This window comes from Rhizobium sp. BK376 (assembly GCF_004341625.1).
Taxonomy (GTDB): Bacteria; Pseudomonadota; Alphaproteobacteria; order Rhizobiales; family Rhizobiaceae; genus Rhizobium.
Genome location: NZ_SLZG01000010.1, coordinates 24,023 through 37,945 on the forward strand (window position 1 = coordinate 24,023; position 13,923 = coordinate 37,945).

Here is a 13,923-nt window from a genome sequence, read left to right on the forward strand (position 1 = left end):
TTATATGATGTTATAGAGGTTATTTTAGCACGAGGGTACGATCGATGATCGCTGTCATCGGAGCGTCATCCCTTGGCGTGGGTTTCCCTCGAAACCTTGCCGATTTCTGGAACATCCGGCCGCAAGTAGAAGACGAGGGCGCAGCAGATCAGGGCAAACCCCAGAAGCGGAGCCACAACGGATAAAAGGCCGGCGCTGGCGAAGATTGTCAGCGTTGTGAGCGACCGGAGGCGGGCGATCGATCGAGCTCTTGGCGACAACTGCTCCGGATCCGCCTGGACCAGTATTTCCCGTTCGAACACGACATAGGCGATGTTCACAAAGACGAAAATTGCCGCGTAGATCGCAACCGGAGCGGCAGCCAGTTCCGTCCGCGCAATCCAGCTCGTGGCGAAGGGTACCAATGCCACGACGAACAAATGGGCGAAATTCATCCATATCAAACGGGTTGTCACATGGTGGACGAAGCGAAGCAGATGATGGTGGTTCACCCAGATTATTGCGATGAAGAGATAGCTGACCGCATAACTCACCGCTGTCGGCCATAGCGGCCCGAGGGCCGCGAATGTTGAACTCTCAGGCGCCTTGAGTTCCAGCACCATGATCGTGATGATTACCGCAATCACAGCGTCGGAGAACGCGCCGAGGCGTTCAACGCTTGTCTTGTGATCCAGCATCGACTTCACCTCCGCTCAATCGGCCGCGACGTTATGCACCGCTTCAAGGATGATGTCCCTGACCACCCCTGGCGCCGTGACGCTCGGCGTATGATCAACAGGATGCGACCGCACTTGCGCCTTCATCCTGTCTGCCATGAACTGCTGCGTCTCCACCGCGATCATCCGATCCTGTTCGGCCACCAGGAACCAGCTCGGCCGGCTCTTCCAGAGCGGTTGTCCGACCGGCGTGCTGATGCAGGCAACAGCGATCGGGCGTTGAACCGCAGCTAGGACATCCAGCTCTTCAGAAGAGGCATTCGGCGCAAAAGCCGCAGCGAAGGCATCATTTGGGAACCAGATGATGCCGTCATCACCCGGAGCCAGCTTGGGGGCCTGCGGATGGGGCTCGGCGCGATAGAAAACATCGGCAACGGTTTCGCCCTCATCAGGAGCCAAGCCCGCAATATAGACCAGTGCCCTCACCTTGTCGTTGTCGGTCGACGCTACGACCGCACCCGCATAGGCGTGGCCAACGAGGACAACCGGGCCGTCGATCCGCTGCAGCGTCCGCTCAAGCGCTGCCAGGTCGTCCTGAAGCGAGGTCAGCGGCAGAGGGGCAGCAACGACATCCAGGCCTTCCGCCTTCAGCGGGCCGATCACCTTGCTCCAGCTTGATCCATCGGCCCAAGCGCCGTGTGCAAGGACCACACTCACCTTGTTCGTTCCCATTTCCCGTTCCTTTCCTCGGTTCGTCGCTTCCAAAAGACGTCTTCAGGCGTCACCTTCGGTAACCCCTTTGGTTGATGCAGTCAGGTTACATACGGTAGATGTAACTTGTCAAGAGGCTTCAGAGTGGTTATTTATGAGTCAGCACATTGGACGAACGCGCCTGAGGATCCCGAGATGCCTGATCACCGCCCACCCGCCATATTCATTGCCGATGCACTCGGTCTGGATTTCCTGAATTCGATTGCCACGCCGATCGACACGCCCATTGACTGGATCGATAACGGCGATGGGCTCATCGCCTGGCTGCAGCAGGCTGATCTCGTAGCAACCGAAACGCTCGAAGCCTTACGGGCACAGGCCATGCCGGGGGAACTGGACAGCGTCGCGGCTCAGGCACGAAGCCTGCGCGAGTGGTTCAGAGGCTTCGTGCGAGATCGCAAGGGCAAGCCGCTTGCGGCCAAGGACATCGGCGAACTGGGACCGCTTAATCGCCTGCTTGAGCGCGATGAGAAATTCATGCAGCTCGTGAGCCAAACCGATCCCGGCGGTCTGGCGTTCAAGACGACGCGGCGGTGGCGTTCGCCGGAATCCCTGCTTCTGCCGATCGGCGAAGCGATGGCGAAATTTGTTTGCGAAGAGGATTTCTCCAACGTCAAGGCATGCGAAGGGCCGGCCTGCACATTGCTGTTTGCGGACCACACGCGAGGCCATGCGCGCAGATGGTGCAGCATGGCAATGTGTGGCAATCGCGCAAAGCAGGCTGCTCATCGAAACCGGCTCAAGGCAAAGCATTAGCGCCTTAACGGTATATTCACTTTCTTGGTGTCATTCTGACCCAAGCGCGAATTGTAAGTTGTACGCGCACCCATTTGCATTGACCCGCTTCGGCGGGTCTCTTTTTGGCCATCACCCCGTTTGACCGATCGAACGCACGACAAGGTAATCGTGATCGGCCGACGCTACGCGGAACATTTGCACGTCCATGGTGTTTACATCGAGAGGAGGAGTGTCAAATGGCAAACGACTTCAACCGACCTGATCTGAAATCGACGCCCGTGCATGACCAATCCTGGAGGATGTGGGGCGTAATCGCAGCTGTCATCGTCATCGCAGCCGTCGCCTGGTCAATGTGGCCGCGCACAGCAACGCCACCGGTCAGCCCGCCGGCTCAAACGACCACGAACCAACCGGCAACCACGACGGCACCGGCGACCCCGCCTGCAGCGCCCGCCACCCCGGCACCGGCTACGCCGGCACCTGCAGCGCCCGCACAGTAGACGTCAGCCAAGACGAGAAAGGCCGGTGCGAGCTTCGTTCCGGCCTTTGTCGTCCGCAGCCGCGGACGGCGGCGATCCGTGAACGCTCCTCGTTATCCGCCTGCCGATCATCAAATCGATAATAAGCCGATATAGTCCAAATATGCGCTTTTCGCCTAGGCTGGATTCGGAATAGACAGGCATGAGCCTGATACAACCCCGGAGGCCACCTTGACCCTGCATCGCCTTGTTCCCAGCAGCTACCATAATGTGCTCGGCAGTCTATCGCCCGCATTGCACATCGCCGATGGTGATACCATCGTCACCGAGACGCTCGACGCCGCCGGCTTCGACAAGAATGGCGTCCGGCAGGCATTCGGCCCCAATCCGATGAACGGCCCCATATTCGTCGAAGGCGCAGAAAAGGGCGATGCGCTGAAGGTGGAGATACTCTCCATGGTTCCGACACGCGACACGGGCTTCACCCGGAGCGTGGTTTCGGCCAACGTCGTCGACCCCGAAGATGTTCGGACCTTGCCGCCGCGCGACAGCGTGATTTGGCGGATCGATCGTGAGGCTTTGACCGTATCGCTTGCCGAGCCGGTCGCCGGTCTAGAGGATTTGGTGTTGCCGCTGGCGCCGATGATCGGCTGTTTTGGTGTCGCACCATCGCTTGGACAGGCGATATCGACCGCGACCAGCGGGGAATACGGCGGCAACATGGATTACCGGCTGCTCGGTCCCGGCGCGACGATCTGGTTCCCCGTATCGGCGCCCGGCGCATTGTTCTTCCTTGGCGACTGCCATGCGGTGCAGGGTGACGGCGAGATCGTCGGCACCGGTATCGAGACCACGTTCGAAGTCACCGTTCGCCTGAGCGTCGAGAAAAACAGAGCGATGGTCTGGCCGCGCGGCGAGACGGCGGATGATATTTTCACCGTCGGCAACGCCCGACCGCTCGATCAGGCGCTCCAGCATGCCACCAGCGAAATGCTCTCCTGGCTCGGCGCCGACTATGGTCTGGACAAGACGGCGGCCAGCCATCTGCTCGGCCAGGTCGTCCGCTACGATGTCGGCAATGTCTTCGATCCGGCCTATACGATGGCCTGCCGCGTCGCCAAGAAGTGGCTGAAGAAGCGATAACCAGCATTTCTCCGTTCGGATTCGCGTTGCCTTCCCAATTCAGCCGTCGCTCGCGATTACCCTTTTTGGGCGCTGGCGCCGGCATCTCGATATTGCAAGCTGGAGGAGTTGCTTGTGACCTATGATCTGGTTCTCAGGAACGGCCGGGTTATCGACCCTTCGCAGAATATCGACAAGATTGCCGACGTGGCCTTTGCTGACGGCAAGGTGGCCGCGATCGGCGAAGATCTGGCCGGCAAGGAAGTGCGAGATGTATCCGGCCGTATTGTCACGCCGGGGCTGATCGATCTTCATACGCATGTCTATTGGGGCGGAACCTCTCTCGGCGTCGATGCCGACGCATTTGCGCGGGCGAGCGCCGTTTCCACCTGCGTCGATACCGGCAGCGCCGGGCCGGGCAATTTTCCGGGCTTCCGGAAACACGTGATCGCGCAGAGCCAGGTCCGCATCCTGGTCTACCTGCACATCTCCTTCGCGGGAATTTTTGGCTTTTCGCGAAATGTCGCCGTCGGCGAGAGCCAGGATCTGCGGCTGCTCGCCGCGCAGGATGCCGTCGAGACCGCCAACGCCAACCGTGACGTCATTGTCGGCATAAAGGTGCGGGTTGGGCGCCATACAAGCGGAGCGAACGGTATCGCGCCACTCGATATCGCGCTTCAGGTGGCCGACGAGACCGGGCTGCCGTTGATGGTGCATATCGACGAACCACCGCCAACCTATGAAGCCGTGGTTTCAAAGCTGCGGCGCGGCGATGTGCTGACGCATTGCTTCCGTCCCTTTCCGAATTCACCTGTCACCGGACAGGGCAAGGTCAAGGAAGAGGTGCTGGCCGCCCGCGAAAGAGGTGTTCTGTTCGACATCGGTCACGGCATGGGCTCGTTTTCCTGGAAGACGGCACGGGCCATGCTCGCAGCCGGCTTTATGCCGGACACGATTTCGTCAGATATCCACTCGCTCAGTATCAATGGGCCAGCCTATGACCAGGTCACGACCCTCTCGAAATTCCTGGCATTGGGCAGACCCCTTCCCGAAGTCATCGCCGCTTCGACCGTGAATGCGGCAAAGGCCTTGCAGCAGCCGGATCTGGGCAGCCTCAAGCCCGGGAGCGCCGGCGACGCGAGCATATTGGATCTGCGGAAGGGAAAATTCGAACTCGATGATGTCGTCGGCGAAAGAGTAATAGCCGAGGAACGGATATTTGCCGCGGGCCTGGTGCTTGGCGGGCGTTGGTGCGACACCAACGCTTAGCGTGAGTTCAGCCGGACGATGTCTTTGCAGGGCGGATTGTGAGCCCGCCCTGCAATGCATTGCTTAGTTGGAGGACTGCCAGCTCTTGACAAGCTCGTCGTAGTTCACCGTGATCGGCTTTTCTTTCTCGTTCTCGATCTTCAGCTGCGGCGCCAGATTGCCTTTCTTGACAGCATCGGCGTTCCAGTAGGCAAGATCGTGCTCATCGGCCAGCTTCGGTCCGATGTCACCTTGGACCCCTGCCCGTTCCAGACGTTGCAGCACCTTTTCCTGTTCGGAGCACAGCGAGTCCATCGCACCCTGCGCATCCTTCGCTCCGGAGGCCGCGTCGCCGACGGCCTGCCACCAAAGCTGTGCCAGCTTCGGATAATCAGGCACGTTCGTTCCCGTCGGCGACCACTGCACTCGGGCCGGCGAGCGATAGAACTCGATGAGACCGCCGAGTTTCGGCGCCCGCTCGGTGAAGCTCTTGTCGCGGATGGTGGATTCGCGGATGAAGGTGAGGCCGACATGGCTCTTCTTCACATCCACCGTCTTCGAGGTCACGAACTGCGCGTAGAGCCAGGCGGCCTTGGCGCGGTCGGTCGGCGTCGATTTCATCAGCGTCCAGGAGCCCACGTCCTGATAACCGAGCTTCATGCCTTCTTTCCAGTAGACGCCATGCGGCGACGGAGCCATGCGCCACTTCGGCGTGCCGTCGTCGTTCATGACCGGCAGGCCGGGCTTGACCATGTCGGCGGTGAATGCCGTGTACCAGAAGATCTGCTGGGCGATATTGCCCTGTGCAGGAACCGGGCCTGATTCCGAGAAGGTCATGCCCTGCGATTCCTGCGGTGCATAGCCCTTGATCCAGTCGAGATATTTCTGGATCGAATAGACAGCGGCCGGGCCGTTGGTGTCGCCGCCGCGAGCAACGCAGGAGCCGACCGGGCGAGAATTCTCGTCGACCTTGATGCCCCACTCATCGACGGGAAGACCGTTCGGCAGACCCTTGTCGCCGTTGCCGGCCATCGAAAGCCAGGCGTCGGTGAAGCGCCATCCCAGTGACGGATCCTTCTTGCCATAGTCCATATGGCCGAAGACCTTCTTGCCGTTCACATCGCGGCCGGTGAAGAATTGCGCGATATCTTCATAGGCCGACCAGTTGACGGGAACGCCGAGGTCGTAGCCATACTTCGCCTTGAAGTCGGCCTTGTTCTTCTCGTCGTTGAACCAATCGTAGCGGAACCAATAGAGGTTGGCGAACTGCTGGTCGGGCAGCTGGTAGAGCTTCTTGTCCGGCGCCGTCGTGAACGATGTGCCGATGAAGTCCTTGATGTCCAGCCCGGGATTGGTGACATCCTTGCCTTCGCCCTCCATCCAGTCGCTGAGGTTTCGGACCTGCTTGTAGCGCCAATGCGTGCCGATCAGGTCGGAATCGTTGACCCAGCCGTCATAGAGGTTTTGCCCCGTCTGCATCTGTGTCTGGATCTTCTCGACGACGTCGCCTTCCTGGATGACGTCGTGGGTCACCTTGATGCCGGTGATTGCCGTGAATGCGGGCGCCAGAACCTCGGATTCGTATTTATGCGTGGTCAATGTTTCGGAAACGACCTTGATTTCCATCCCCTGGAAAGGCTTGGCCGCATCGACGAACCATTGCATTTCCTTTTCCTGGTCCGCCCTGGAAAGGGTCGACAGATCGCCGATTTCCTTGTCGAGGAATGTCTTTGCCTCGTTCATTCCGGCATGAGCTATCCCCGATAGCGCAAGCAGCGCAATTGCCGTCGTCATCAATAATTGCTTTCGCATAATTTCCTCCCAGGGTTTGCGATTGCAGTTTCATGCTCCAGGCGACCAGTACCCCCGGCCATCTGTATTGATTTGCTCACACGTAACGGAACACGCCGATGGCGTAGATGACCGAGATGGCGAGAGCCCACCACAGGTTGGGCCCCACCAAACCCAGCCATGCGAGGTGAATGAAAGCGGCGCCGAGCAGCGACACGAACAGCCGATCGCCGCGCGTCGTCTTGAAGCGCAGCAGGCCGATGCGCGGGTTTCCGCCCGGCGATACATATTCCCAGACCCCCATGCTGAGGATCAAAAGCGCAATCACGACAAAGAAGATCGCGGTCGGCCAGGTCCAGGCCATCCAGGTGAAGTCGAGGTTCATTCTCACACCCTCCCCAGCGCGAAGCCCTTGGCGATGTAGTTGCGGACAAAGTAGATGACGAGCGCACCGGGGATGAGCGTCAGCACCCCGGCTGCAGCCAGAAGCCCCCAATCCATGCCCGAGGCGGAAACGGTGCGCGTCATCGTCGCTGCAATCGGCTTGGCGTCCGTCGTGGTCAGCGTTCTGGCGAGCAAGAGTTCCACCCACGAGAACATGAAGCAGAAGAAGGCTGCGACGCCGATGCCGCTTGCGATCATGGGCACGAAGATCTTCAGAAAGAACCGCGGGAACGAATAGCCGTCGATATAGGCCGTCTCGTCGATCTCCTTGGGAACGCCGGACATGAAGCCTTCGAGGATCCAGACAGCGAGCGGGACATTGAAGAGGCAATGGGCGAGCGCCACGGCAATATGGGTGTCGATCAGGCCGAAGGCCGAGTAGAGCTGGAAGAAGGGTAGCGCGAAGACGGCAGGCGGCGCCATTCGGTTCGTCAGAAGCCAGAAGAACAGATGCTTGTCACCGAGGAACCGGTAGCGTGAAAAGGCGTAGGCCGCCGGCAGGGCCGCACACAGGGAAATCACCATGTTCATAACGACATAGATGATCGAATTGATGTAGCCGGAATACCAGGCTTTTTCCGTGAAGATGATGATGTAGTTCCGCAATGTCGGTGCATGCGGATAGAGCGTCAGCGAGTTTACGATCTCCTCGTTGGTCTTGAAGCTCATATTGATGAGCCAGTAGATCGGTAAAAGCAGGATAATGATATAGATCGTCGGCACCAGCCAACCGAACCGTGAACCCTCCCGCCTCATTCGGCGGACCTCATTGCGCGGCAGATCCTGGGCGAGATGCGCCGTGCCCGTTTTGCCGTTTGTGGTGTGGCGCTCCACATTGGTCGTCCCTTGGCTTACGGACATGTTTTCAGCCCTCCGCGTCGTAGGTCGTCATGACGGTGTAGAACACCCACGACAGAAGCAGGATGATGAGGAAGTAGACGAGGGACATGGCAGCAGCAGGCCCAAGGTCGAATTGGCCGAGCGCCGTCTTGACGAGATCGATCGACAGGAACGTGGTCGAATTGCCAGGCCCGCCGCCAGTCACGACAAAAGGCTCGGTGTAGATCATGAAACTGTCCATGAAGCGCAGCAGAACGGCGATCAGCAGGACGCGCTTCATCTTCGGCAGCTGGATGTAGCGGAAGACCGACCACCCGGAAGCGCCGTCGATTTTGGCCGCCTCGTAGTAGGCGTCGGGGATCGATACCAGGCCTGCGTAGCACAAGAGCACGACCAGGCTTGTCCAATGCCAGACATCCATCAGGATGACCGTGACCCAGGCGTCGAACGGGTTCTGAACATAATTGAAGTCTATCCCCAGGGCATTAACGTAGTAGCCGAGCAGCCCGATATCGTTTCTGCCGAACACCTGCCAGATCGTGCCGACCACGTTCCACGGTATGAGCAGCGGAAGCGCCATGAGCACCAGGCAAACTGGCACGCCAAACCCCTTCTTGGGCATGTTGAGCGCGATGAAGATCCCGAGCGGCACCTCGATGGCGAGGATGATCGCCGAGAAGATCAGGTTGCGACCCATGGAGGCCCAGAAGCGCGATGAGGCAAGCAACTGGGTGAACCAGTCCGTACCGGCCCAGAAGAACTGGTTGTTGCCGAACGTATCCTGCATCGAATAGTTCACCACGGTCATCAGCGGCACAACCGCCGAAAAGGCGACGAGCAGCAGCATCGGCAGGACGAAAAACCAGGCCTTGTTGTTCCATGTCTTATCCATGGGTCTAAGCCTCCCTGCCGACGCGCCAGGAATCGGCGTAGATACCTATCGCCGACGGATCGAAGGTGACCTTGGCATCGGCCGGAATATCGGCGTCTTCGGACGCGACTACAGTTAGCGGCATGCCTGCGAACTGAGCGCGCACGATTTTCAGCCGGCCTATGTCTTCAACCTTGTTGATCTTGATCGGCATTCCCTGGCGGCCGATCCGGATGAATTCCGGCCTGATGCCCAATTCCGTCTTCTTGGCGCCGCCGACCTTCGGCGCATAATCCAGCGACAGCGTCTCATCTCCGACGCGGACAGCGTGGCCGTCGACGCTGGCAGGCATGAAATTCATGCCCGGGGAGCCGATGAAATAGCCTACGAAAGTATGGCGCGGCCGCTCGAACAGTTCGGCCGGCGTGCCGATCTGCACGATCTGCCCGTCATACATCACGACTACCTTTTCGGCGAAGGTCAGAGCTTCCGTCTGGTCGTGGGTCACGTAGACCATCGTGAAACCAAACTGCTTGTGCAATCTCTTGAGCTGCGAGCGCAGGACCCACTTCATGTGTGGGTCAATGACAGTCAGCGGTTCGTCGAAGAGGATCGCGTTGACATCCGAACGGACAAGGCCGCGCCCAAGCGAAATCTTTTGTTTCTGGTCGGCCGTCAGGCCCCGCGCGCGCCGCTTTGCCCATCCGGAAAGATCGATCATCTCGAGGATTTCCCGCACGCGCCGATCGACCTCCGGCTCCGCGATCCCACGGTTGCGCAGTGGAAATGCCAGATTGTCGTAGACGGTCATCGTGTCGTAGATGACGGGAAACTGAAACACCTGCGCGATGTTGCGCTGCTGCGTCGAGAGATCGGTAACGTCCTTGCCGTCGAACAGGATGCGTCCATGCGACGGCTGGACGAGGCCCGAAATGATATTGAGCAGCGTCGTCTTTCCGCAACCCGAGGGTCCGAGCAGGGCGTAGGCTCCGCCGTCGTTCCATTCGTGGTCGACTTCCCTCAGCGCATAATCCTTGTCGGATTTCGGGAAGGGGCTGTAGGCGTGCCTGATGTGATCGAGCGTGATCCTTGCCATGATCTCCCCCTCACGCGGCTTGTGGCACGGCGACGAGCGCGCGACCGGTAGCATCAAACGCCATCAGATGACGCGTATCGACGTAGACGTCGATTTCCGTGTCCGGATCGATGTCGTGAATGCCATGAGCAAGCATGATCCAGCGCACGCCTTCATTATCCAAATGCACAAAGCTCTCCGATCCTGTGATTTCCGACACAAGCGAGCGGATGCGAAGCTTCGCGGCGGTTTCGGTCTGCGGGGTGAGCCCGAGGTGATGCGGATGAAAGGCGATCGTCAGAGGCCCGTCCCCTATCCTTGCCAGATGCGAAGGGACGGAGAAGACGGCGGAGCCGTCGCGATTGAAGGCGCCGTCGGTCTTGACCACCTGAAGGAGATTGAGCGGCGGGTCAGCAAAGGTTTCCGCGGTCACCAGATCGCCCGGATCGCGGTAGATCCCGATAGTCGGCCCAAACTGGGTTATCCGACCTTCGCTGAGTGTCGCGGTATTCCCGCCAAGCAGCAGGGCCTCGGAAGGTTCGGTCGTCGCATAGACGAAGATCGCGCCGGAGGCGGCGAAGATTTTCGGCAGCTCCTCGCGAAGCTCCTCTCGGAGCTTGTAATCGAGGTTGGCCAAGGGTTCGTCGAGGAGAACAAGCTTTGCATTCTTCACGAGCGCGCGGGCGAGCGCAGTGCGCTGCTGCTGACCGCCGGAAAGATTGAGGGGCGTGCGATCGAGATAGGGCGTCAGCTTCAGAAGTTCGGCAGCCTTGCGGACCTCGCGGTCGATCGTCGCGTTATCCTTGCCCGATATGCGCATGGGAGAGGCAATATTCTCATATACCGTCAGGGTGGGATAATTGATGAACTGTTGGTAGACCATCGCGATTGCCCGTTTCTGCACGGGGACGCCGGTGACATCCACACCATCGAAATACACCGATCCGGAAGTCGGCTTGTCGAGACCGGCCATCAGGCGCATGAGCGACGTCTTGCCGGACAATGTCGGTCCCAGCATCACGTTTAGCGTCCCGCGCTCCAGGACGAGATTGGTCGGGTGAATATGGCATTCACCGCCCACCGTCTTGGCGACATCTTTCAGTTCAAGCATTCCGGTCTGCGCCTCCTCAATCCACAAGACCACAAGCCATCTGCTGCGGGCGCGTCAGCCCGCCTGCACGGCGATGCACTCCTTCAATTCGCTTGCCTTGGTTTTTCCGGTGCGGGGATCCTCCCAGATCCCCAGCACACCCTATTCCCCACCTTTTCCAGCGTCATCATGCCTATGCAAAGGCTGGAACGAGCAGCCACGCACGCATGCGACCGCGATACACAGCGGCCTATTATCGCCTAACCGCGCTTAGCCATACGGCAGCCTTAGTGGCAGCTACCGCCGTCCCAATCTTTGAATGCTGCAGACCCCCAAACTCGCTCATCCCCCTTGAGCTCCCTCTTGCTTGTACAAAACAAATACAAACGAAAGTAAACACAGTTAGAACGAAATTCACTCGAATGTCAAACGAATGTCGCTTGCAGATTGAAACCGCTCTACGCCCGATAGCGATGCGAGTTCGATACTAGCATTAAATAGGCGACTGATGAGCGCGCCTTTAGTATCACTTCATCGCATTTAGGATGAAGCAAACGTGCCGGAAAGCCGCGGTAACTCCGGCATGATGGCGGTCCACCGTGCCGTGCGGAAAGCGTCGGCAATCAGAAGGTCGTGGTAACGGATGCCGCTATCTCGGTTGTCTCCGTCGCCAGATAATCCGGGGGCGAATCGCGTAGCCTGTTCACCGCCACCACCGCCGGTCGCAGAAGTTGGCCCTGGTGCAGATAGCCGGGCTGGATCACCCTTGTCACGGTCCCCTGAGGGTGACGTGAATCGGCAGTTTCGAAGCGCGCCTTGTGCAGATGGGGATTGAACCGTTCGCCGAGCGGTTCGATGCGTTTTATGCCGTGCCGGCAAAAAGTGTCCAGTAGCGCTCGCCGCGTTGCGTCGACGCCTGCCATGAGATTGGCGACAACGGGATCGTAGAGTTTGTCTTCCGGCACGCTCCTGATCGTCCGTTCCAGATTGTCGATTGACGATAGCAAGTCGCGCGCAAAGATCGCGGCGGCGTGTCGGACAGCGTCATCGCGGTCACGCCGGGCCTGCGCATGAGCGTGTTTTTGATCGGCCAGCACTTCCACCAGTCGGTCCTTCACCGCGGCCAATTCTACTGCGAGATCCTCGGCGGAGGAATTTGACAACTCCGAACCGCTCGTCTCCGGCTCGGGGCCTGTATCGTGGGAGGCCTTGTTTTCTGTCATCTATCGAACTCCTGGCTGCACATCATGTTCAGCCAATTGCCGCAACCTTGTTTGCGGCGTCGCCAACTTGCTGGCGGTCCGGCTCGGAGCGTGGCCTTTGCCTCGACTACGTCGGCTTGGTACCGGCGGCGGCCGATTTGAGTTCGGAGAGCGCAGTCTCAGTCGCCGTCAGGTCGACGGCACCGAGTTTTCACTGTGTCTGCCTCTTGCAGGCTTCGGCAAGCGCACCTCGCTTCTTGCCTTTCTCGCCATAAGCTTCGGCTTCCTTTACCCTTCTGTCAATATCGGCTTTGGCAAGGCAGCCGCTATATCATCAGGCCTGTTGAAGCCGCGCCTGTGGCAGCGGCGGGAAGGCAAGCGCGATTGCTGCTGCTCCGAGCCCAACCATGGCCGAGCCGATAAAGAGCCAGGAATAATTGGCGAAAGTGTCGAAGATCCAGCCGCCGATCAACGGGCCGATGGCCATTCCGATACTTGACAGCATAGTGGCGGCGCCAAACACCGTGCCGATGACACGACCGCCGAAATATTCGCGGGCGAGGACCGCGTAGAGCGGCATGACGCCGCCATAGGCGCTGCCGAAAACCACGGCCAACGCATAGAATTCGCCAAGCCTGCTGACCGTCAGATAGGTCGCCAGCGCAAGCGCCTGCACAAGGAGGCCTGCAACCAGAACCGGCTTCACCCCGAATTTGTCTGCAAGCGTGCCGTAGAGGAGCCGTCCGCCCAGACCCGCCAGGCCTTCGACGCTGTAGATGCTGACGGCAGCCATGGGCGCGACGCCGCAGATCGTAGCGTAGCTGACCATATGGAAGATCGGCCCCGAATGGGCGGCACAGCAGGCAAAGTAGGTCAATCCCAGAACGATGAACTGCGGCGAGGTGAAGACCTGCGAAAGCGGCATCTTGTCGCCCGCTGCGGCCGGCTCCGCCATCGAGATTTCTTTTGCAAGAACGGGCGGGTTTCGCACGAGGAGGGCGGCCGGCAAGAGAAGAGCCCAGGCCACGATGCCGATCGAGAACATCGCGGTCTGCCAGCCGTAATTCAGGATCAGCCATCGCGCGAAAGGTGAAATCGTCATCGGCGCAACGCCCATGCCGGCGGAGACCAATGAGACCGCAAGACTGCGGTTCTCGTCGAACCACGCGGTCGTTACGGCAATCATCGGCGCGAAGAAGGCGCTGGCGGAGAGACCGACCAATATCCCGTAAATCAGCTGGAACTCGAGCAGGGACTGAGCGCGGCTTGCCAGAACGAGGGCAAGACCGAGGAGCCCCGCCCCGATCAGCACGACCGGGCGAGCACCGAAGCGGTCGCTTGCCGCGCCCCAGGCGAAACCTCCAACGCCCATGACGAGGAAATTGAGCGTCATTGCGCTTGATATGCCCGCGCGCGACCAATGGGTGGCCGCGGCCATCGGTTCCAGGAAGATTGCCAGGGAAAACATCGCACCGATAGCGACGCAGCTCATCAGTGCGCCAGCTGCAACGATAACCCAACGATAGCCAGAACTCATGCCTGCTCATCCTCCCGATCCGAGACTGCTCTCTGGAATACGCTGCGTCCGAGCGCCGC

General features: G+C 59.5%; 14 protein-coding genes. 4 read left to right on the plus strand and 10 right to left on the minus strand.

Translation table 11 applies throughout. The features are described from left to right. Positions 1-65: 65 nt before the first annotated feature. Together EV561_RS21770 and EV561_RS21775 are read right to left on the minus strand one after the other, a co-directional pair. Positions 66-677, minus strand: coding sequence for a TMEM175 family protein (locus EV561_RS21770; RefSeq protein ID WP_132524417.1), 612 nt, complete (start codon positions 675-677; stop codon positions 66-68). Between the two features lie 15 nt (positions 678-692). Further along, positions 693-1,388, minus strand: a complete 696-nt coding sequence (locus tag EV561_RS21775; protein ID WP_132524418.1) for an alpha/beta hydrolase — start codon at positions 1,386-1,388, stop codon at positions 693-695. A 174-nt stretch (positions 1,389-1,562) separates the two neighbouring features. Here EV561_RS21775 and EV561_RS21780 point away from each other — a divergent pair, with 174 nt between their 5' ends. The 4 genes from EV561_RS21780 to EV561_RS21795 all read left to right on the plus strand — a co-directional run bounded on the left by EV561_RS21780 (position 1,563) and on the right by EV561_RS21795 (position 5,035). Next, a complete protein-coding gene (locus EV561_RS21780; protein ID WP_132524419.1) occupies positions 1,563-2,183 on the plus strand; it encodes an ABATE domain-containing protein in 621 nt (206 codons plus the stop codon). 218 nt (positions 2,184-2,401) lie between these two features. Further along, complete coding sequence (locus EV561_RS21785; RefSeq protein WP_132524420.1) at positions 2,402-2,665, plus strand: hypothetical protein; 264 nt, start codon at positions 2,402-2,404, stop codon at positions 2,663-2,665. Positions 2,666-2,875: 210 nt separating this feature from the next. Beyond that, a complete protein-coding gene (locus EV561_RS21790; protein WP_132524421.1) occupies positions 2,876-3,787 on the plus strand; it encodes an acetamidase/formamidase family protein in 912 nt (303 codons plus the stop codon). Between the two features lie 114 nt (positions 3,788-3,901). Continuing rightward, complete coding sequence (locus EV561_RS21795) at positions 3,902-5,035, plus strand: amidohydrolase/deacetylase family metallohydrolase (RefSeq protein ID WP_132524422.1); 1,134 nt, start codon at positions 3,902-3,904, stop codon at positions 5,033-5,035. A gap of 63 nt (positions 5,036-5,098) precedes the next feature. On the opposite strand, the gene EV561_RS21800 is transcribed toward EV561_RS21795, so the two are convergent. The 8 genes from EV561_RS21800 to EV561_RS21835 all read right to left on the minus strand — a co-directional run bounded on the left by EV561_RS21800 (position 5,099) and on the right by EV561_RS21835 (position 13,864). Then, positions 5,099-6,826 (minus strand): ABC transporter substrate-binding protein, encoded by a 1,728-nt coding sequence (locus EV561_RS21800; RefSeq protein ID WP_132524423.1) that lies wholly within the window; start codon positions 6,824-6,826, stop codon positions 5,099-5,101. A gap of 76 nt (positions 6,827-6,902) precedes the next feature. Then, complete coding sequence (locus EV561_RS21805; protein ID WP_132524424.1) at positions 6,903-7,190, minus strand: DUF2160 domain-containing protein; 288 nt, start codon at positions 7,188-7,190, stop codon at positions 6,903-6,905. A gap of 2 nt (positions 7,191-7,192) precedes the next feature. Then, positions 7,193-8,110 carry a carbohydrate ABC transporter permease gene (locus tag EV561_RS21810; protein ID WP_132524425.1) on the minus strand — a complete coding sequence of 306 codons (918 nt, stop codon included), beginning with the start codon at positions 8,108-8,110 and terminating at the stop codon, positions 7,193-7,195. A 4-nt stretch (positions 8,111-8,114) separates the two neighbouring features. Further along, positions 8,115-8,981 carry a sugar ABC transporter permease gene (locus EV561_RS21815; RefSeq protein WP_132524426.1) on the minus strand — a complete coding sequence of 289 codons (867 nt, stop codon included), beginning with the start codon at positions 8,979-8,981 and terminating at the stop codon, positions 8,115-8,117. A 4-nt stretch (positions 8,982-8,985) separates the two neighbouring features. After that, positions 8,986-10,056, minus strand: coding sequence for an ABC transporter ATP-binding protein (locus tag EV561_RS21820; RefSeq protein WP_132524427.1), 1,071 nt, complete (start codon positions 10,054-10,056; stop codon positions 8,986-8,988). A 10-nt stretch (positions 10,057-10,066) separates the two neighbouring features. Continuing rightward, a complete protein-coding gene (locus EV561_RS21825; protein ID WP_132524428.1) occupies positions 10,067-11,146 on the minus strand; it encodes an ABC transporter ATP-binding protein in 1,080 nt (359 codons plus the stop codon). 602 nt (positions 11,147-11,748) lie between these two features. Continuing rightward, the gene (locus EV561_RS21830) at positions 11,749-12,348 is read right to left on the minus strand and encodes a nucleotide exchange factor GrpE (RefSeq protein ID WP_132524429.1); all 600 of its coding nucleotides are present in this window, start codon (positions 12,346-12,348) and stop codon (positions 11,749-11,751) included. A 313-nt stretch (positions 12,349-12,661) separates the two neighbouring features. Then, positions 12,662-13,864 (minus strand): MFS transporter, encoded by a 1,203-nt coding sequence (locus EV561_RS21835; RefSeq protein WP_132524430.1) that lies wholly within the window; start codon positions 13,862-13,864, stop codon positions 12,662-12,664. Positions 13,865-13,923: the final 59 nt, after the last annotated feature.

Excerpts from the sequence above, each read along its gene's own strand:
- EV561_RS21770 (WP_132524417.1), bottom strand. The coding sequence starts at position 677 with ATGCTGGATCACAAGACAAGCGTTGAACGCCTCGGCGCGTTCTCCGAC.
- EV561_RS21775 (WP_132524418.1), bottom strand. The coding sequence starts at position 1,388 with ATGGGAACGAACAAGGTGAGTGTGGTCCTTGCACACGGCGCTTGGGCC.
- EV561_RS21780 (WP_132524419.1), top strand. The coding sequence starts at position 1,563 with ATGCCTGATCACCGCCCACCCGCCATATTCATTGCCGATGCACTCGGT.
- EV561_RS21785 (WP_132524420.1), top strand. The coding sequence starts at position 2,402 with ATGGCAAACGACTTCAACCGACCTGATCTGAAATCGACGCCCGTGCAT.
- EV561_RS21800 (WP_132524423.1), bottom strand. The coding sequence starts at position 6,826 with ATGCGAAAGCAATTATTGATGACGACGGCAATTGCGCTGCTTGCGCTA.
- EV561_RS21805 (WP_132524424.1), bottom strand. The coding sequence starts at position 7,190 with ATGAACCTCGACTTCACCTGGATGGCCTGGACCTGGCCGACCGCGATC.
- EV561_RS21810 (WP_132524425.1), bottom strand. The coding sequence starts at position 8,110 with ATGTCCGTAAGCCAAGGGACGACCAATGTGGAGCGCCACACCACAAAC.
- EV561_RS21815 (WP_132524426.1), bottom strand. The coding sequence starts at position 8,981 with ATGGATAAGACATGGAACAACAAGGCCTGGTTTTTCGTCCTGCCGATG.
- EV561_RS21820 (WP_132524427.1), bottom strand. The coding sequence starts at position 10,056 with ATGGCAAGGATCACGCTCGATCACATCAGGCACGCCTACAGCCCCTTC.
- EV561_RS21825 (WP_132524428.1), bottom strand. The coding sequence starts at position 11,146 with ATGCTTGAACTGAAAGATGTCGCCAAGACGGTGGGCGGTGAATGCCAT.
- EV561_RS21830 (WP_132524429.1), bottom strand. The coding sequence starts at position 12,348 with ATGACAGAAAACAAGGCCTCCCACGATACAGGCCCCGAGCCGGAGACG.
- EV561_RS21835 (WP_132524430.1), bottom strand. The coding sequence starts at position 13,864 with ATGAGTTCTGGCTATCGTTGGGTTATCGTTGCAGCTGGCGCACTGATG.